Here is a 19,187-nt window from a genome sequence, read left to right as displayed (position 1 = left end):
ATGCACTGGCCGGTGGCGGCTTGCAAGCTAGTCGGCGAGCTTAACGAAACTGTCGAGCACGCGCTTCTCGCCAGCCTTCTCGAACTCGATGGTCAGCTTGTTGCCTTCCTGGTCGGTGACGACGCCGTACCCGAACTTGTCGTGGAACACCCGCGCGCCGATGGCGATGTCGCTGCGGGGCTTGGCGGCGAAGCTGGCGGCACTGCGGCCCGGTTCGGCGAGGCGCTTGGGAGTGGTATCGTATCCAGTCGCAAGCGCGCGCTGCCAGCCGGGACCGCGCGCAGTCGATCGGTCGGGGCGGCTGGTCGAAACATGGGCGAAGGGATCGTCGGTCTCCGTCCAGTTCGCGCGCCACAGCGACGCGCCGCCGCTCATGGTGGTTTCGCGCTCGATCGCCTCTTCGGGAAGCTCGTCGATGAAGCGGCTTGGGATCGAACTGGTCCACTGGCCGTAGATCCGCCGGTTTGCGGCGTGGAAGATGGTGCACCGCCGCTTGGCGCGGGTAATCGCGACATAGGCGAGGCGGCGCTCTTCCTCGAGGCTGGCTAGGCCGCCTTCGTCGATTGCCCGCTGGCTGGGGAACACGCCTTCCTCCCAGCCGGGCAGGAAAACATGATCGAATTCCAGCCCCTTGGCGGCGTGCATGGTCATGATGGTCAGCTTCTCGCCATCGTCGCGCGCGTCATTGTCCATCACGAGGCTGACATGCTCGAGGAAATCGGTCAGCGTCTCGTATTCCTCCATCGCGCGGGCGAGTTCTGACAGGTTCTCCAGCCGCCCCGCGCTTTCCGCGCTGCGATCCTTCTGCAGCATCTCCTCGTAGCCGCTTTCGGCGATGACCATGCGCAGCAGCTCGGAAGGCGTGACCTTGTCCGCCTGTTCGCGCCAGTGCACGAACTGGCCGAGCAGCCCGACCAGTGTGTTGCGGGCGCGGGCGGGGAGTTCGTCGCTGTCGGCCAGATCGAGCGAGGCGGCGGCGAACGGTGCCTGGATGCGCCGCGCATGGCGGCGCATCGCTTCGAGCGTCTTGGCACCGAGGCCCCGCTTGGGCTGGTTGTAGATGCGCTCGAAGGCGAGGTCGTCCGCCGGCTGTTCGATCACGCGCAGATAGGCGAGGGCATCGCGGATTTCCGCGCGTTCGTAGAAGCGGAAACCACCGACGATGCGGTAGTTGAGGCCGATGGCGATGAAGCGGTCCTCGAACTCGCGGGTCTGGTACTGGGCGCGCACGAGGATCGCGACCTCGTCGAGAGAGGCACCTTCCGCCTCCAGCCGCTCGATGTCCTCGCCCACCCGGCGCGCTTCCTCAGGCCCGTCCCATACGCCGACCACGCGCACCTTCTCGCCCGCCGGAAGCTCGGTCCACAGGGTCTTGCCGAGCCGTTCGCTGTTCGCATCGATCAGGCCCGATGCCGCCGCGAGAATCTGCGGGGTGGAGCGATAGTTCTGCTCCAGCTTGATCACCGCCGCGCCGGGAAAATCCTTTTCGAACCGCAGGATATTGGCCACTTCTGCGCCGCGCCATGAATAGATCGACTGGTCGTCGTCCCCCACGACGCAGATGTTCTTGCGGTCCTGCGCCAGCAGGCGGAGCCACAGGTACTGGACCTGATTGGTGTCCTGGTATTCGTCGACGAGGATGTATTTGAAGCGTCGCTGGTATTGCTCCAGCACATCGCGGTGCTGGCGGAAGATGTTGAGCATGTGGAGCAGCAGATCGCCGAAATCGCAGGCGTTGAGCGCCTTCAGCCGCTCCTGGTAGAGCGTGTAGAACTTCGCGCCCTGGCCGTTGGCATAGGCCTCGTTCTCCGCCGCATCGAGATCGCCCGGGTTGAGGCCGCGGTTCTTCCAGCGGTCGATGAGCCCTGCGAGCTGGCGCGGTGGCCAGCGTTTCTCGTCAAGTCCGTCCTCCTGGATCAGCTGCTTGAGCAGGCGCAACTGGTCGTCGGTGTCGATGATCGTGTAATTGCTCTGCAGGCCGACCAGTTCGGCGTGGCGGCGCAGCATCCGTGCGCCGATCGAATGGAAGGTGCCCAGCCACGGCATGCCCTCGACCGCATCGCCGATATGGCGCCCGACGCGCTCGCGCATTTCGCGCGCGGCCTTGTTGGTGAAGGTGACACACAGAATTTCGGACGGCCACGCCCTGCGTGTCGCGACGAGATGTGCCAGTCTTGCGGTGAGTGCAGCCGTCTTCCCCGTACCGGCGCCTGCCAGCATCAGCACTGGCCCCTCGGTCGTCAGAACGGCCTCTCGCTGGGGCGCGTTGAGACGCTCCGCATAGGGCGGAATCGGCCCGTTTCCGGGATTATCTTGGGTGGTTGGCAGATCAGACATGGGGTGCAGAACAGCTAGGGAACGAAGATGCGGAGCACAAGCCCCGGCCCAAGCCCCTCACGGAACTCATCGGACCCGTTCTGCGTAAATGCCCCAATGACAATCACAAACGGAGTGATCTCCAATGCGTAATCTTATCCTCGCTGGCGCAGCAGCGCTGGCCTTCACCGCAGTCCCCGCCGTCGGCCAGGACGTCGCCGTCGATTCCAATGGCAATGTCTATGTGCTGACCGATAGCCAGCAGGGCATGTACGACGGCTGGCCTGCCGAGCGCCAGAGCGCATACGATGCTTGGCCCTATGGCGTGCAGGAATACTACTGGACGCTGACGCCGGCCCAGATCGACGGCTGGTGGGTGCTCAACGACGAGCAGCGGGTTCGTATCTATGAAATGACGCCCGACGCACGTGCGCAGGCATGGACCCAGATCGCGGCGCAGCTGAATGCAAATACGCCTGCCGCTTCGGCTTCGACCACCGCGATGGCTTCGACTTCGGCCGCCGCTATGGCAAGCACGCAGAGCCCGCGTTTCGTCAGCCGCGAAGTTACTCAGACGACACCGGCGGGCTACCAGGCACCGACCGCTGGCGCTGACCTTCCGGTCTGCACGCCGAACCAGCAGGATGGCTGCATCAACAGCTGGGAAAAGAACAAGACCGGCAATCGCCCGCTCGAATACTGGCCGGGTCGCCCCGCGAGCGAAATCAAGGGCAAGCTGCCGGCCGAGCAGCCGGACAACTGATCAGTCGTCAAACTCGCGCGCCTGAACTGGGCCGCTGCGAGGCTTGAGGGGGCGGAGCTGCCATGGCGGCTCCGCCCTTTTCTGTGTGCGGTACGCATTTGATGAGCACCACTGGGTCCCTGCCGACAACACAACACGGCGCTCGGGTTCAGGCGGCGGTAGCCGAGAGACGCAACAGCCAGAGATGCGCTTTCCCGACGCGGCGATCGGCCACGCATTCGAGCGATTTCACCGTCACCGTTTCCTTCGCCCCCGTTTCGAGCGCGATCCAGGTCGAGCCGTCGATCCAGCCGAGCCGCAGCATGCGGTCGAGCGCAACCTCGCCCGCGCCTGTGCCATAGGGGGGGTCGAGCAGGATCAGCTGGTGCGCCGCTTTCGCCGGACCAAGGCTCATGACCGAGCCCTGCTGCGCGGTCGTCTTCTGCCGTGCGCCGAGCGTGTCGATATTCGCCCGGATCGCCTTGATCGCAGAGGCATCCTGCTCGACGAACAGGCAAGAGGCGGCCCCGCGCGACAGCGCCTCGAGGCCCAGCGCGCCCGAGCCTGCGAACAGGTCGAGCACATGCAGATCCTCGAAACTGCCGAGACGGCTGGTGAGCATGCTGAACAGCGTTTCGCGCGTCCGGTCCGCCGTGGGCCGGGTCAGTTCTCCCGGCGGTGCGACCAGCTTGCGCCCACGCCATTCGCCGGCGATGATCCTCACGAGCGACCGCCGCGCGCCAGTTCGCGCTTGAAGCTCTCGACATCGCCGCGCTTGATTTCCAGCACCTGACCGCGCGGGAGGTCGCCGATGTGGAAGGGGCCGTAGCCGATACGCAGCAGGCGGTTAACCTCCAGCCCGAGATGTTCGAGCACGCGGCGCACCTCGCGGTTCTTCCCTTCGCGCAAGGTGAGTTCGATCCAGCGGTTGCGCCCCGAGCCGCGTTCGAGATTGGCCTCGATCCGGCCGTACCGCACGCCGTCCACTTCGATTCCCTCGATCAGCTCGTCGAGCTGTGCCTGCGTGACATCGCCGAAGGCGCGGGCGCGGTAGGTGCGCGGGACGCCGCTGGAGGGAAGTTCCATCGCGCGCTTCATCTCGCCGTCATTGGTGAGCAGCAGCAAGCCTTCGGTATTGTAGTCGAGTCGGCCGACGGGCATGACGCGGCCCGCATCCTCGGGCAGCGCATTGCGCAGCGCCGCGTAGATGGTGGCGCGGCCCTTGGGGTCATGCTCGGTCGTCAGCATGCTAGAGGGCTTGTGGAAGGCGAATAGGCGCGTGTCCTCCGCCTTGCCGACCGGCTTGCCGTCCACCGTCACCCCGCGCAGGCTGGTCAGCTTGACGGCAGGCGTGTCGAGCACCTTGCCATCGATCGCGATGCGGCCGTCGGCGATCATGCGCTCGATCTCGCGGCGGCTGGCAATGCCCGCACGCGCGAGCAGCTTGGCGATGCGGTCGCCGTCTTCGGGAAGTCGATTGTCGGACATGCTGGCGCGGTTAGGCGCTCAGTTGGCGGCGCGCAAGGCCTCCTCGACCGTCTCGTGATAGCGCCGGATGCCGCCCTCCATCGTGCCGAGCGTGAGGTGTGGCACCGCGCCGGTCGAGAGGCCCTGCTGGCCCAGCTCGGCCGCGCGAAAGTCCTCGCTCGCGAACACGCCTCCGTCGAGCAGGGCCCAGCTGCGTTCCCAATGGTCGCGCGCCTTGTCGGTGGCAGGGTGCTCGGGGATCAGCATGAAATCCTCCACCAGTGTCCGGTCGTGCGCTTGCGGCATCATCACCATGACGTTGATGTAGTCGGGGCTGGGGATGATGAGTGCGCCGGGCAGGAGCTGGTAGGCGAATGTCACCACACGGCGCAGTTCGGCCATGTTTTCCAGGTCGGCGCCCTCCATCTCCTCGAGCCGCCCCACCGCACTTCGCGAATGCGGGCCGATCATGTCGCCGCTGGTCGCGCCGTCCTTGAAGAAGGGGCCGATGGTCTTCGCGTGAAGGCGGGTTACATGGTAGCTTTCGAGGAAGGCATCCATGATCAGCTTCCAGTTTCCCGCTACCTCGTGGGTCTTGCGACGGAACAGGACATGCTCGCCCATGCCAAGCGCGTCGAAATCGGCACCCAGCGTTTCGGCCACTGTGAAGTCTGCGGCCGCTTCCTGCGGGCAGAACCAGATCAGCCCGCCGGTCTCCGTCGAGGGCAGCTCGATCAGGCCGTAGTCGCTCTTGTCGAGGCCGGGGAAGGTGTCCGGACGGGGCAGGGCAAGAAGTCGACCATCTACGGAGTAGGTCCAGGCGTGATAGGGGCAGACGAGCTTCTTCGCGCATTGCACCTCGCCGCCTTCGACCAGCCGCGTGCCGCGGTGACGACAGACGTTGAGGAAGACATGCGCCTTGCCATCGCTGTCGCGCGTGATCAGCAGCGGGCGCCCGGTCGCATCGTGCGGCACCGCCATGCCCGGATCGGGCAGCAGCGCCGACGGGCACAGGATCTGCGGCAGCCGGTCGTAGATCGCCGCCTTCTCGCGCGCCCAGTATTCAGGATCGATATAGACTCGCGCGGGCACCGTGCTGGCCTCGGCCGCGTCACGCTTGCGCCCTTCGGCAATATCCCTTGCCAGTGCCAGCATGCCGTCGGTCGGGCGGCGGGCGGAATGTTTGGTGTCGACAGCGCTCATGACGGCTGTTCCTCTCGCTCTCTCTCGCGGCTAGTGTCGCAAAAAAGCGGGCGAAACGGAAGGACGCTAGGGAATGGCAGAGGTCGCACAGAAGAAGGTATCGGCGTGGCGGGCGCTCGGCATGGCGCTCGGCAACCGCAAGACCGGCTTCATGCTGCTGTTCGGGTTTGCCAGCGGCCTGCCCTTCGCGCTGTTTCTCGGCACGCTGTTCGCCTGGCTGAGCGAAGCGGAAGTCGACCTCGAGACGATGGGCATCTTCTCGCTCATCGGGCTCGCTTATGCCTTCCAGTTCTTGTGGTCGCCGCTGATCGACAAGGTCGACCTGCCAGTGCTTCGCAAGCTGGGCAGGCGCAAGCAGTGGATCGTGCCGATGCAATTGCTGCTGGGGACGATCCTGGTGACGATGAGCGCGCTCGAACCGCGCACGCAGCTCGGCATGTTCTCGCTGCTGGCGGGGATCGGCGCCTTTGCCAGCGCGACGCAGGACATCGCGATCAACGCCTGGCGGATCGACGTGGCGGACGAGACGGCAACGATCGATATCCTCTCGACCGTCTACCAGATGGGTTACCGGCTTTCGTCGCTCGTCGGCGGTGCACTCGGCCTGATCATCGCGGCGCGCATCGGCTGGCCCGAGACTTACATGATGATGGGCGGCATCCTGCTCGCGGTCGGCGTGGTCGGCCTGTGGGCCCCGAACGCGGAAGGCGCGGCGGAATTGGGCGAGGGCGACGAGCAGGTCCGTGCGCTGCGCCGTGCGGGCGAGTTGAACCCTGCCGTCCGCAATCGTGCGCTCGTGCTGGTCGGCCTGCTGTGGGCGGTGGCCATCGGCACAGTGCTCGCCTTCATGATCATGTCGATGACCTATGCGCCGGAGGACCGGCCGAACCCGACCGACTTCACGCTGAACATCGGACCCTGGATCATCGTTGCGACGATCGTCCTTCCGGCCCTGATCGCCGGCTGGCTGGCCTCGCAGAAGAAGCAGGGCAGACACCTGCTCGTCGAAGACGCGCCTGCCGCGAGCGGCGGGGCCTATGCGCTCGACCACCTCTACCGCGCGCTGGTGCTTCCGCTGGTGGAGTTCGTCGGACGGATGGGCTGGTCGCTGGTGCTGATCCTGGCGGTGGTCCTCACCTATCGGATCTGCGATGCGATCTGGGGCACCTTCGCCTATCCGTTTTATCTCGGCGAGTTGCAGTACACGAATGACGACGTGGCCTTTGCTTCGAAATTTTTCGGCGTCGGCGCGATCATCGCAGGCCTGGCGCTGGGCGGCTTCCTGCTGACGGCCATCGGCCGGATGCCGACTCTGCTGATCGGCGGTATCCTCGCCGCGCTGACCAATCTCCTCTATGCCGACATGGCGAACGGCGGGGCGAACATGCAGGCCTTCAGCAATGCGATCGGCTTCACCTCCCTGATCGAACAGGTGCCCGGCATCGGCGACGCGGCGCTCGCCAAGCTGACCATCACCATCGCATTCGAAAACCTGGCGATCGGCATCGCCGGTGCTGCGTATATTGCCTGGCTGTCCTCCATCGTTTCGAAGAAGTTCAGCGCGGTGCAATATGCGCTGCTGTCGTCGCTCACACTACTGGTCGGCACATTGGGCCGCGGCGCGCTGGGCGAAATGATCGAGAAGCAGGGGTATTACGACGTCTTCGTCCTGACCACGTGGATCGGGCTGGGCGCTGCAGTGCTCGTGTGCATCGAATGGTGGCGCGAAAGTCGTGGCAAAGATGCGGCAGGTGTCGTGGCCCCGGAAGCTGGTGAAGTTGCTCCTGCCGAATAGGCGTCACCGAAGCCTTTCTTGCGTTTAAACAACGGTAACCACTGATACCGTATGACCCGCAGTCATGTCGGGTATGCACGAAGAGTCCCTGCCGCATAAAGAGCGCGATTACTTGCGCCTGCCGCTCGGCGTACTCGGCCATCTCGAAACCCTCGAAGGGCGCAAGCGCGTCGAAATCGTCGACCTGTCGCAAGGCGGTGCGCACATCGTGGTGCTCGAGGTCGACGCGAAGCAGGACTTCGATATCGACGACTGCTTCCTGACCTGGCTCAGGTTCGAAGGCTTCGGTCGAGTCAGTTGGCGCAAGGGACAGCACCTTGGCATCGAGTTCGAGGAACCGCTTCGAGCGAGCATTATCAAGGAAACGAAGGCGCAGGCTCCGATCATGGTGCGGCGGGATTTCGATGAGTTGCGGGTGGCCGCGAAGCTCTGGGCGCGGGGCATTTATCCGACCGGCTGACCGGGTTCAGTCGGGCGCTTCGCCGTTCTGGCGCAGCACCTCTCCCGCGAGATAAAGCGATCCTGCGATGAGCACGGGGCGTCGGTCATAGGGCAGGCTGGCCAGCGCGTCGGCAACACCCGGAGCCGCGACAGCTGCCGGTCCGAAGGCCTCCGCCGGATGCCAATCGTGACCCGGCACCGGGACGACCGTTAGGCTGGCGATGGAGTCTTTCAGCGGTTCGATCATGCCTGCGGGATCCTTCGCTTCGATCATGCCGATAACCAGATGAACCCTTTTCCCGCGAAAGTGCCTCGCAAGCATCTCGCCGGCCGAGCGGTTGTGTCCGCCATCTAGCCAGGTCTCGCGCTCGCCGATCAGCGGCCCGGGTGCTAGGCGCTGGAGCCGTGCGGGCCAGGTGGCTTCAGCAAGCCCCTTTTGGACAGCTCCCTCGGAGACCGCGAGGCGATCCTGATGGGAGAGCATCGCGATGGCGAGGGCGGCATTCCATTGCTGGTGCGCGCCGGGCATGCCGAGCGGTCCCGCCGCGAGTTCGTCAGCGGCGCTGGCCGCAACCGCGTGAAGCTTCGCGCCAGTACGCGTGGCCACCGCGGCGATGGCGGCCTGCGCTTCTGCGGGATAGGTCGGCCAGAGCGTCACGAGCGGCACCCGAGGCTTTGCAATCCCTGCCTTCTCGAATGCAATCCGCGCCATCGGTTCGGCCGGGACGCCACCCTCCGGAACGAGCAGGAACCGCTCATGGTCGATCCCAAGCGCTGCAATGCCGCAGGCGGCGAGCGCCTCCGGTTCCAGCACATTGGTCGCATCGAAGCGGCCGCCGAGACCCACCTCGACCACGCAGGCATCGGCAGCCACGCGAGCGAATTCCAGGAAAGCGGCGGCGATGGTGACTTCGAAGAAACTCGGCTCGAGATCCTCACCGACATCGAGGACCTCCGCCAGCACTGCAGCTAGCCGCTCGTCGGAGATCAGTTCGCCCGCGACACGAATACGTTCATTGTAGCGCACCAAATGCGGGCTGGTTGTGACGTGGACCCTGTAACCTTGCGCCTCCAGCATCGCGCGCAGGAAGGCGCAGGTCGACCCTTTGCCGTTGGTCCCGGCCACATGGAAGACCGGCGGCAGGCGCTTGTGTGGATCACCGAGGCGGGCGAGCAGCGCGCGGACGGTGTCGAGGCCCAGCCGACCCTGCGGCACGGAGAGCGCACCCAGTCGGTCGAGCTGGCGCTGGACGTCGGGACTGTCGGAGCGGGCGAAGTCCCGCATGGTGCGGCTCAGGCAGCCTCGGCGGGGGCCAGGTAATCCAGCACCGTCGCCAGCGTGTCCTTCAGCTCGTGGCGGTGGACAACCATGTCGACCATGCCGTGCTTGTGCAGGTATTCGGCGCGCTGGAAGCCATCGGGCAGCTGCTCGCGGATCGTGTCCTGGATCACGCGCTGGCCGGCGAAGCCGATGAGCGCACCGGGCTCGGCAATGTGAATATCGCCCAGCATGGCGTAGCTCGCGGTAACGCCGCCGGTGGTCGGGTCGGTCAGCAGCACGATATAGGGCAGGCCGGCCTCTTTCAGGCGGCGCGTCATCACGGTCGCCTTGGGCATCTGCATCAGGCTTAGAATGCCCTCCTGCATGCGCGCGCCACCCGCTGCGGTCACGACGACGTAGGGGCAGCGGCGCTTGAGTGCGCGCTCCGCCCCCTGGCAGAAGGCGGTGCCCACGGCCATGCCCATGGATCCGCCCATGAAGCCGAAGTCCTGCACGCCGACGACGGCCGACTTGCCCTCGATCGCGCCGGAGCCGACGAGGAAGGCATCCTTGTGCGGATTGGCCGCGCGCGCCTTCTTGAGCCGATCCGTATATTTCGCCGTGTCGCGGAACTTGAGCGGGTCTTCCTTGACCTCGGGAATGGGGAGGACTTCATAACCTGCGTCGAGCAGCTGTCGCAGGCGCTCGTCCGCGCCGATCCGGCCGTGGTGGTCGCAGCGCGGGCAGACGTAGGCGTTGTCCTCGTATTCCTGCGCGAAGACCATCTGCTGGCACCCGGGGCATTTGACCCACAGGTCCTTGTCGGTGGTGCGCTTGGCCGAAAAGGGGAGCGAATTGCGGACGCGGGTGAACCAGTTCATGCGGTGGGCCTATAATCCGGTTGTGCGAAACCTCAAACACTCAGTCATTGCGAGGAGCCGCAGGCGACGCGGCAATCCAGCGAGCGCAGGACCGGATTGCGTCGCTACGCTCGCAATGACTTCGGAAGCTAGCGGGCCGTACGGACCGCCTGTGACAATGCAGATGTGAGTTCGCGCAGCTTCGCCGGAGCATTCGCGCCGTGCTCGGCGACCAGCTCAACCAGCGCCGAGCCGACCACCACGCCATCGGCCACGCGCGCGATTTCGCCAGCCTGTTCCGGCGTGCGCACGCCGAAGCCGACTGCGACGGGAATGTCGGTCGAACGTTTGATGCGGCTGACATTGGCCTCGATCGACTCGATCGCCGCTTGCTGCATGCCGGTGATACCTGCGACCGCGACGTAATAGAGGAAGCCCTCGCTGCCATCGACCACGGCAGGCAGGCGCTTGTCGTCCGTGGTCGGCGTGGCGAGGCGGATCGGGGCGATGCCCGCTTCGCGCAGTGCCGGGCCGAGTGCATCGTCTTCTTCGGGCGGGATATCGACACAGATCACGCCATCAACGCCAGCGTCTTTGGCGGCAGAGGCAAACCATTCCGGCCCTCGCCGGATCATGGGATTGGCATAGCCCATCAGCACCAGCGGGACGTCGGGATGCCGTCCGCGGAATTCGGTCGCGATGCGCAGCACATCGGCGGTGGTCGTTCCTGCGCCGAGCGAGCGGATATTGGCCTTCTGGATCGCCGGCCCATCGGCCATGGGATCGGTGAACGGCATCCCCAGCTCGATCACATCCGCGCCGCCCTCGACCAGCGCGTCGAGATTGGCCGCGGTGTCGCCATCGCCTGCGGTGAGGAAGCAGACGAGCGCGGTGCGGGACTTGGAGAAGGCAGCGGAGAGGCGGGTCACATCTCCACCCCAAGCCTTTCGGCCACGGTGAAGATGTCCTTGTCCCCGCGTCCGCACAAGTTGGCGAGGATCACGCTGTCCTTCGGCATTTCCTTGGCGCGCTTGGCTACTGCCGCGATAGCGTGGCTGGGTTCAAGCGCGGGGATGATGCCCTCGGTCCGGCACAGCAGCTGGAATGCGTCGAGCGCCTCGTCGTCGGTGACGGCGGTGTATTCGACGCGGCCCATGTCCTTGAGCCAGGCGTGTTCGGGGCCGATGCCGGGATAGTCGAGACCCGCGCTGATCGAGTGGCCTTCGGTGATCTGGCCGTCCTCGTCCTGCAGCAGATAGGTCTTGTTGCCATGGAGCACCCCGGGGAAGCCGCCGAGCAGGCTGGCCGCATGCTGGTCTCCGTCAAGGCCATAGCCCGCCGCTTCCACGCCGAGCATTTTCACGTCTGGATCGTCGAGGAAGGGGTGGAACAGGCCGAGCGCGTTGGACCCGCCGCCGATGGCTGCCACCAGCAAATCGGGCAGGCGGCCTATGCGGTCCTGCATCTGCGCGCGCGCTTCCTTGCCGATCACGCTCTGGAAGTCGCGGACGAGCTCGGGATAGGGATGCGGTCCCGCGGCGGTGCCGATGATGTAGAAGGTGTCGTGGACATTCGCGACCCAGTCGCGCAGCCCTTCGTTCATCGCATCTTTCAGCGTGCCGCGCCCGCTGGTGACCGGCACGACTTCTGCGCCCAGCAGCTTCATGCGGAAGACATTGGGCGACTGCCGCCGCACATCCTCCGCGCCCATGTAGATGACGCAAGGCAGGCCGAAGCGCGCGCAGACGGTCGCGGTCGCGACGCCATGCTGTCCTGCGCCGGTTTCCGCGATGATGCGTGTCTTGCCCATGCGCATGGCGAGCAGGATCTGCCCGATGCAATTGTTGATCTTGTGCGCGCCCGTGTGGTTGAGCTCATCGCGCTTGAACCACACCTGCGCGCCGCCAAGCGCCTCGGTCAACCGCTCGGCGAAATAGAGCGGGGAGGGGCGGCCCACGTAATGTTCGAGCAGGTCGTCGAACTGCGCCTGGAATGCGGGATCGGCCTGCGCCGCGCGGTATTCGCGCTCCAGGTCGAGGACCAGCGGCATCAGCGTTTCGGCGACATAGCGCCCGCCATAGTCGCCGAAGTGACCCCGATCGTCGGGCTGGTTGCGGAAGGTGTTGGGTTTGGATTCGGTCATTGCGGGCATTCCCTTGCCGATGTGCCTGCGCCGTGTCGAGACAGCTTGGTTTGCCGAAGGCGAAACGGGCCTACGGTCAGCCGGAGCGGGCGGCGGCGCAGAACGCTGCGATTTTCGCGGGGTCCTTTACGCCGGGGGCGCTTTCGACGCCGCTCGAGGTATCCACCAGAGGCGCTCCCGTTTGGGCAATCGCTTGGGCGACATTTGCGGGTGTCAGGCCGCCGGCCAGTCCCCAAGCCATCTTCTCGCGGTAGGCGGCAAGCAGCGACCAGTCGAAGCGCAAGCCCATCCCGCCGGGCAGGGCTGCGTCCTTCGGTGTCTTGGCATCGAACAGGATGAGATCGGCTGCGTCGCGATAGGCTGCGGCTCGGTCGATATCGGCATGGGCGGCAACCGGCAGGGCCTTCCAGACCGGCAAGCCGAAGCGCGAGCGCAATTCTGCCGCACGTTCCGGCGTTTCCTCGCCGTGCAATTGCAGGGCATTGAGGCGTCCCGCCTGCACGCTCTCGGCGATCAGGCCGTCGTCGGCATCCACGAACAGGCCGACGCGCCCGATCGCACCGCCGCCCCGCGCGGCCAACGCCGCTGCCGCATGCGCGTCGACATGGCGCGGCGAAGGCGGGAAAAACACGAACCCAGCGAAATCCGCCCGGGAATGGATTGCCGCATCCAGCGCCTCTGGCGTGGCAATGCCGCAGATCTTGATAAGGGGCGGGGCCATCGATGGGACCTAGGCTGTCGGGAGCGGCTTTTCCAGCACGACGAATGTGATCGGCGGATCGCGTGGAACCGGAAACGGCCGAGTCTCGCCGCTGCGCGCGTAGCCGCGTCGTTCGTACCAGGCGATCAGGCTGTCGCGGCTGTCGATGACGGTCATCTCCATGACTGCGATCCCGTCGGCGCGAGCCTTATCTTCAGCTGCATCGAGCAGCCTGCGCCCCAGACCCGCCGATTGCAGGTCCGGGCGCACGCACAGCATGCCGAGGTATGCGAGCCGCGCATCGCGCCGGGTAACGGCCACGCAGCCGGTCAGTTCGCTTGCGTCGCGGGCAACGAGCATGGTGACAAGCGGGTCGACCAGCAGCGCCTCGACCTCCCCGGGCGCGACGCGATCGTCGTCGAGGATATCGGCTTCGTGATTCCATCCCCGCCGCGCCGAATCGCCGCGGTAGGCGGCTTCGAGCAGGTCCTTGAGGGCAGGGGCATCGCCGGGCAATGCGACGTCGAGCGAAGCGATTGTCAGCCCTCCCGATCTCTACGCTGTCGAAGGCTTTCAGAGAGGATGTCCCCAAGCCGTCGCGGCGCCTCGCCCTGGTCCGATGACGAATGGCCGGCCCTGCGGCGTCGAGCGGCTTCGCGCAGCCACAGCGCAAGGAATATCGCGCCGAGAATTGCTATTATCAGGCTTGAGCTGAGCGAAAGGATGTAACCCGCCCCTTCGGTCTTGACTCCGCGTCGCGTCAGGATCCCTGCGGTGGCAAGCCAGAAACCCACATTGGCAGTCGCGCTAAGCCACAGGGCTAAGCCGACCCACAGAAGCACCCTATTCTGCTGACTTGCCGACTTGTTCAAAGCGTCGCCTCGATCTCCCGGGCGGCCTGCGCGGGATCGGGCGCGCGGCTGATCGGGCGGCCGATCACAAGAACGCTGGCCCCATCGTCGCGCGCCTGGCGGGGGGTGACGACGCGCTTCTGGTCGCCTGCCGCGCTGCCGGCAGGGCGCAGGCCCGGAACGACGAAGAAACCGTCCTTCCACTGCTTGTGGACCGACTTCACTTCCTGGCCCGAACACACGATCCCGTCGAGCCCGGCATCCTGAGCAAGTTCGGCGAGGCGCATCACATGATCGTGCGCGCTGCCCTGAATGCCGGTCCGCTGGAGATCGCGGTCGTCCATGCTGGTGAGCATGGTCACGCCGACGACCTTGGTGTGCTCCCCTGCCGCTGCCTTGGCATCCTCCAGCATCGCGCGCCCGCCGCTAGCGTGGACGGTGACGATCGAGGGTTCGAGCACGTGGATCGCCTGCATCGCGGCGGCGACCGTGTTGGGGATGTCATAGAGCTTGAGGTCGAGGAAGATCGGCAGGCCGAGCTGGCCGATCATGTGCACCCCGTGCGCACCATGCGCGCAGAAGAACTCCAGCCCGAGCTTGATCCCGCCGACATGCCCCTTGACCGCCTTGGCGAGGTCGATCCCTTCCCTCAGGCGGGGAATGTCGAGGGCGAGGTAGATGGGATTGCTCATTGCGGGGTCTTGGGTTCCGGATCGACGGGATTGGCGGGTTCGGGCGGCAAGTCGGTGCGCGGTGCCGTGGCGGGCGTGGGTGTAGCGTCCGTCTTGGGAGCCGCCATCTTGGTGGTCACCGCCTCGAGCGCATTGACTCGGCGGGTCATGCGCCATTTGCTGGTGCGGTGGATGAGCCACATCGGCAGCAGGCCGAGCAGGAAGGAAATCACCACCAGCGCCGGAAGCTTCGTTTCCAGCACCGTGTTCGACCAGATCTGCACCTCGACCGGCTTCCAGTTGAAGAAGCTGAACGCCAGCAGGGCGAACAGCAACAGGACCCAGACGATTGTGCGGACGATCTGCATTGTGGTTCCGGCTCCCGATTGCCTGTTTCGTCCTTGCTAGGCCGGACAGGCGCTCGCGTCTAGCCGAAGACCCGCGCGAAGATCGTGTCGACGTGCTTGAAGTGGTAGTCGAGATCGAAGCGGGACCCGAGCTCTTCCGCGGACAGCGCGGCCGTCACCTCCTCGTCCGCCTTGAGCAGGTCGAGCAACATGAGGCGGCCGTCCGATTCCCAAACCTTCATCGCATTGCGCTGGACCAGGCGATAGGCGTCCTCGCGGCTGACCCCGTTCTGGGTGAGCGCGAGCAGCACGCGCTGCGAATGGATGAGGCCGCCCATGCGGTCCATGTTGGCCTGCATGCGCCCGGGGTAAACGAGCAGCTTGTCGACCACGCCGGTCAGGCGGGCGAGCGCGAAATCGAGCGTGATCGTCGCGTCCGGCCCGATGAAGCGCTCGACCGAGGAATGCGAGATGTCCCGCTCGTGCCACAGGGCCACGTTCTCGAGCGCCGGGAGGGCATAGGCGCGGATCATGCGCGCCTGGCCTGTGAGGTTCTCTGTCAGGATCGGGTTGCGCTTGTGCGGCATGGCCGACGAGCCCTTCTGGCCCTTGGAGAAGAACTCTTCGGCTTCCAGCACTTCGGTGCGCTGCAAGTGGCGGACTTCGACGGCGAGCCGTTCGATGCTGCCCGCGATAACCGCCAGTGTAGAGAAGTACATGGCATGGCGGTCGCGCGGGATGACCTGCGTGGACACCGGCTCGGCCTTAAGGCCCAGCTTTTCCGCGACATATTCTTCGACGCTCGGATCGATGTTCGCGAAGGTCCCCACCGCGCCCGAAATGGCGCAGGTGGCGATTTCATCGCGCGCGGCGAGGAGGCGGGTCTTGCAGCGATCGAACTCGGCATACGCCTGCGCGAGCTTGAGGCCGAAGGTCACCGGCTCGGCATGGATGCCGTGGCTGCGACCGATCGTCGGCGTGTATTTGTGCTCTTCTGCGCGGCGCTTGATCGCGGCCAGCAGATCGTCCAGGTCTTCGAGCAGGATGTCCGTGGCGCGCGCCAGCTGGACCGCCAGAGTGGTGTCGAGCACGTCGCTGGAGGTCATGCCCTGGTGCATGAAGCGCGCTTCCTCGCCCACGTTTTCGGCCACCCAGGTGAGGAAGGCGATCACGTCGTGCTTGGTCACGGCTTCGATCGCGTCGATCGCCTCCACGTCGATCTTTGGGTCGGTCGCCCACCAGTCCCACAATGCCTTGGCTGCGCTCTTGGGCACCACACCCAGTTCGCCGAGCTTCTCGGTCGCGTGCGCCTCGATCTCGAACCAGATGCGATACTTCGCCTCCGGCTCCCACAGGGCGGTCATGGCGGGGCGGGCGTAACGGGGAACCATTGCGGGCGAACTCCGGATCTGTGTGCGCGGGGAATGTGGCGCTGCCGCTAGGCTCCGGAGGGCCGAATCGCAACCCCGTGCGCAACGCAAATAGGTCTGCGACAAATTGTACGCCTGCGACGAAGCGTTGCGTTTCGCCGATATTGCGATTGCATTCGCTGCGTCCAGCGATACGCTCCATCAAAAGAAGAACTTGGGGGAAGTACTTGTGAGAGCCGCGTTTCTTTACGCAGTCGCACCGATTGCCATTCTTTCGGCGCCGGCGACGGCGGGCGAGACCGTAAATTTTGCAGACGTCCCCGAGTGGGTCGTTCCGGTCGATTTCGACGCGGCGGTTGCCGAAAGGCAGGAGATTACCGTGTTCGACCGCCAGCTGCGGCTCGAAGGCGGGGTGGTCCACCGCTACACCGACATCGCCTATGATGTTCGCAATGCACAGGTGCTCTCGCGCCTAGGGACGCTCCAGTTCGGCTGGTTCCCCGACAAGGGCGACCTCACCATGCATCGCCTCCAAATCGTCCGTGACGGCAAGGTGATCGACCTGATCGCAGACGGCATCGAGCATGAGGTGATCCGCCGCGAGACGGAACTTGAGCGCCGCACGGTGAACGGAGCGCTGACAGCGCTGTTCAAGATCCCCGGGCTCAAGGTGGGCGACATCCTGCGCTTCGCCAGCACCACCTCGAGCCGTGACCAGGCACTCGACGGGCAGGTGCAGGCGACCGAGGGCCTCACTACCGAACCCACGCGCCTCGGCTTCGGTCGTCTGCGGATATCCTGGCCGCAGGCTTCGGGCGTCGACTACGCACTGCTCGGCCAGTCGCCCGAGCCGAAGATCACCGATGCCAAGGGTTATCGCACGATCGAGATGCTGCTGCCGATCGCCAAGGTCGAGGAAATGCCCGACGATGCGCCGGGGCGTTACAAGGTGCAGCCGGCGATCATGACCGGCAGCTTCGCCAAGTGGTCCGACGTCGCCGCGATCATGGCACCGCACTACGTGACCGAAGGGACCATCGAACCCGGCAGCACGCTCGCGGCCGAGGTCGAGCGGATCCGTGCGGCGACCGATGTCCCGCTCGAACGCGCGGCGCTTGCGCTGCAGACGGTGCAGGACGAGATCAACTACCTCATGAACGGCATGGACGGCGGCAATTACCTTCCGCAAACGCCAATGGAGACCTGGGCGCTGCGCTACGGCGACTGTAAGGCGAAGACCCTGCTGTTGCTGGCGATGCTCCACCAGCTCGACATCGATGCCGAAGCCGTGATGGTAAACACCGACAATGGCGATGCCGTGTCGGTCTGGAAGCCGCTGCCTGGCGCGTTCGATCACGTCATCGTCCGCGCGATGATCGATGGTACCGATTATTGGCTCGACGGGACGAGCGCCGGCTCGCGCCTCGCCACGATCCGCGAAGTACCCAACTTCAGCTATGCCCTTCCGATCCGCGAAGCGGGCGCCGATCTCGTCAAGCTCGAGCAGCGCTGGCCGGGCTTCGCCGACCGCACCATGCGCGTCACTTACGACTTCACGCGCGGGGTGGACATTCCTGCGCTCTACGAACTCGAGGTCGAGACGCGCGGCATGCTTGCCGCCCGCATGGAAGCGCAGGCGAGCGAGACCGATCCCAAGACGCTGCTCGGCCATGCCCAGCAGTTCACCAAAGACTATTTCGAAGGCTTCGTTTACGACGCCGATTACAGCTACGATGCGGTAACCGGCATCGGCCGCCTGCGCGCCAAGGGCATGCTGAGCGAGAGCTTCGGCATCGAGCGCGATATCGCCACGCACACGATCCAGTCGGCATCGACGAACTGGGCGTTCGACCCTGACCGGGCGCGGGCGGCGTGGCGTGACATCCCTTACAGGATCGGCGGACCGATGACTTCGATCGAAGAGGCGGCCTACCTCCTGCCCGACAAGGGTGCCGGCGCAGAGATCAAGGGCTCAGGCGATTTCGCGGCGCAGGTCGTCGCCGGGACCAAGTTCGAGCGCAAGCTGACGTTCGAGAACAGGGTGGTCCGCGTGGTCGACTCGTCCAGCTACATTCCGGGCGAGATCGCCCCGGCGGACATTCCGGCAGCGAAGGCCGCAATGCGGGCGATGAACAGCGCGGACCCTGAAATCCGCATCCTCGATCCGCGTCGCTCCTGGGAACTCGACGACAAGGAAATCGCGCAGCGGATCGAAGGGCTGATCGCTCCTGCCGAGGTCATGATGGACCTGTGGCCGGACGAGGAAGGATTCATCATCCTGCGCAGCACGCTCCATATGCTCGGCCGCGACTACAAGGCGGCGCTGGCGGATATCGACAAGGCGATTGCAATGAAAGGGAGCGCCGATGCTTATGAAGCACGCGCGGCGCTGCTGGCCCAGATGGGCCGGTTCGACGATGCGGCCGAGGCGTCCCGGATCGTTTACGAACTGACCGGCAACCTCGGCAGCGGAGCGGCCTACGCGCAAGCGCTCGCGCTCGCCGGAAAGGCCGACGAGGGCCTTGCCGTGCTCGATTCCATCGAGGTGAGCGGGGAGGAACAGTCCTCGGTCGCACAAGTGTTCGCGGAGATTGCGGGAAATACCGCGCGCACGGAGGAAGCCTGGACCATGCTGGCCGATGCGCTGGCGGACCGTCCCGGCGACGAACTGCTGCTCAACTCGCAATGCTGGTTCATGGGCACGTGGAACTATCGCATCGGTGATAGCGCGGAGCTATGCGACCGCGCGGTCAAGGCCAATGGCTATAGCGCCGCAGCGCTCGACAGTCGGGCGCTGGTTTTCCACCGGCTGGGCCGTGAGGATGACGCGCTGGCCGATCTCGATGCCGCACTGAAGAAGGACCCGTCGCAGGCCGCGAGCTTGTACCTGCGCGGGATCATCCGGCTGGCGCGCGGCGAAGCTGAGGGCAAGACCGATATCCTCCATGCCAAGCGGCTCTCGCCCGATATCGAGGCGCGCTATGAGCGGTACGGGCTGCGACCCAAGAGCTGAGACGGAA

17 protein-coding genes are annotated in these 19,187 nt (G+C 65.4%); 4 read left to right on the top strand and 13 right to left on the bottom strand.

The annotated features are described in order from the left end of the window. Window positions 1-27: 27 nt before the first annotated feature. Window positions 28-2,337, bottom strand: a complete 2,310-nt coding sequence (locus K3172_RS11060) for an ATP-dependent helicase (RefSeq protein ID WP_221590011.1) — start codon at window positions 2,335-2,337, stop codon at window positions 28-30. 124 nt (window positions 2,338-2,461) lie between these two features. Here K3172_RS11060 and K3172_RS11055 point away from each other — a divergent pair, with 124 nt between their 5' ends. Further along, entirely contained in the window at window positions 2,462-3,079 is a 618-nt protein-coding gene (locus K3172_RS11055; RefSeq protein WP_221590009.1) for a hypothetical protein, read from the top strand. A 148-nt stretch (window positions 3,080-3,227) separates the two neighbouring features. Here the strand turns inward: K3172_RS11055 and rsmD are convergent, their stop codons facing one another. From rsmD to K3172_RS11040, 3 genes are read right to left on the bottom strand one after another with little or no spacing between them, the layout of a single operon-like run. Then, on the bottom strand, window positions 3,228-3,782 hold the full coding sequence (gene rsmD, locus K3172_RS11050) for a 16S rRNA (guanine(966)-N(2))-methyltransferase RsmD (RefSeq protein WP_221590008.1): 555 nt from the start codon (window positions 3,780-3,782) through the stop codon (window positions 3,228-3,230). Next, on the bottom strand, window positions 3,779-4,546 hold the full coding sequence (locus K3172_RS11045; protein WP_221590006.1) for a pseudouridine synthase: 768 nt from the start codon (window positions 4,544-4,546) through the stop codon (window positions 3,779-3,781). The genes rsmD and K3172_RS11045 overlap by 4 nt, the downstream gene beginning before the upstream one ends. 18 nt (window positions 4,547-4,564) lie before the next feature. Continuing rightward, window positions 4,565-5,728 carry an aromatic ring-hydroxylating oxygenase subunit alpha gene (locus tag K3172_RS11040; RefSeq protein ID WP_221590004.1) on the bottom strand — a complete coding sequence of 388 codons (1,164 nt, stop codon included), beginning with the start codon at window positions 5,726-5,728 and terminating at the stop codon, window positions 4,565-4,567. 73 nt (window positions 5,729-5,801) lie between these two features. On the opposite strand from K3172_RS11040, the gene K3172_RS11035 reads away from it, so the two are divergent. Further along, entirely contained in the window at window positions 5,802-7,523 is a 1,722-nt protein-coding gene (locus K3172_RS11035) for an AmpG family muropeptide MFS transporter (RefSeq protein ID WP_221590001.1), read from the top strand. 64 nt (window positions 7,524-7,587) lie between these two features. Further along, a complete protein-coding gene (locus K3172_RS11030; RefSeq protein WP_221589999.1) occupies window positions 7,588-7,983 on the top strand; it encodes a hypothetical protein in 396 nt (131 codons plus the stop codon). Window positions 7,984-7,989: 6 nt separating this feature from the next. On the opposite strand, the gene K3172_RS11025 is transcribed toward K3172_RS11030, so the two are convergent. The 9 genes from K3172_RS11025 to purB all read right to left on the bottom strand — a co-directional run bounded on the left by K3172_RS11025 (window position 7,990) and on the right by purB (window position 16,188). Further along, on the bottom strand, window positions 7,990-9,249 hold the full coding sequence (locus K3172_RS11025) for a bifunctional folylpolyglutamate synthase/dihydrofolate synthase (RefSeq protein ID WP_221589997.1): 1,260 nt from the start codon (window positions 9,247-9,249) through the stop codon (window positions 7,990-7,992). Window positions 9,250-9,257: 8 nt separating this feature from the next. Beyond that, complete coding sequence (accD, locus tag K3172_RS11020) at window positions 9,258-10,106, bottom strand: acetyl-CoA carboxylase, carboxyltransferase subunit beta (protein WP_221589994.1); 849 nt, start codon at window positions 10,104-10,106, stop codon at window positions 9,258-9,260. 128 nt (window positions 10,107-10,234) lie between these two features. Continuing rightward, on the bottom strand, window positions 10,235-11,014 hold the full coding sequence (gene trpA, locus K3172_RS11015) for a tryptophan synthase subunit alpha (protein WP_221589992.1): 780 nt from the start codon (window positions 11,012-11,014) through the stop codon (window positions 10,235-10,237). Then, the gene (gene trpB / locus K3172_RS11010; protein WP_221589990.1) at window positions 11,011-12,228 is read right to left on the bottom strand and encodes a tryptophan synthase subunit beta; all 1,218 of its coding nucleotides are present in this window, start codon (window positions 12,226-12,228) and stop codon (window positions 11,011-11,013) included. The genes trpA and trpB overlap by 4 nt, the downstream gene beginning before the upstream one ends. 76 nt (window positions 12,229-12,304) lie before the next feature. Continuing rightward, a complete protein-coding gene (locus K3172_RS11005; protein ID WP_221589988.1) occupies window positions 12,305-12,949 on the bottom strand; it encodes a phosphoribosylanthranilate isomerase in 645 nt (214 codons plus the stop codon). A gap of 9 nt (window positions 12,950-12,958) precedes the next feature. Next, window positions 12,959-13,444 (bottom strand): GNAT family N-acetyltransferase, encoded by a 486-nt coding sequence (locus K3172_RS11000; protein ID WP_247718145.1) that lies wholly within the window; start codon window positions 13,442-13,444, stop codon window positions 12,959-12,961. 352 nt (window positions 13,445-13,796) lie between these two features. After that, entirely contained in the window at window positions 13,797-14,471 is a 675-nt protein-coding gene (gene pyrF / locus K3172_RS10995; protein ID WP_221589986.1) for an orotidine-5'-phosphate decarboxylase, read from the bottom strand. Next, window positions 14,468-14,818 carry a LapA family protein gene (locus K3172_RS10990; protein WP_221589984.1) on the bottom strand — a complete coding sequence of 117 codons (351 nt, stop codon included), beginning with the start codon at window positions 14,816-14,818 and terminating at the stop codon, window positions 14,468-14,470. Before K3172_RS10990 ends, pyrF begins: the two co-directional genes overlap by 4 nt. 59 nt (window positions 14,819-14,877) lie before the next feature. Then, entirely contained in the window at window positions 14,878-16,188 is a 1,311-nt protein-coding gene (purB, locus tag K3172_RS10985) for an adenylosuccinate lyase (protein ID WP_221589982.1), read from the bottom strand. A gap of 208 nt (window positions 16,189-16,396) precedes the next feature. On the opposite strand from purB, the gene K3172_RS10980 reads away from it, so the two are divergent. After that, window positions 16,397-19,180: a DUF3857 domain-containing protein gene (locus K3172_RS10980; RefSeq protein WP_221589980.1), complete on the top strand. Its 2,784-nt coding sequence runs from the start codon at window positions 16,397-16,399 to the stop codon at window positions 19,178-19,180. Window positions 19,181-19,187: the final 7 nt, after the last annotated feature.

Origin of the sequence: Qipengyuania proteolytica (assembly GCF_019711565.1) — a bacterium.
GTDB classification, from domain to species: Bacteria; Pseudomonadota; Alphaproteobacteria; order Sphingomonadales; family Sphingomonadaceae; genus Qipengyuania; species Qipengyuania proteolytica.
Note: the sequence above shows the minus strand (reverse complement) of the source record. Positions and strands in the feature narration are given on the sequence as shown.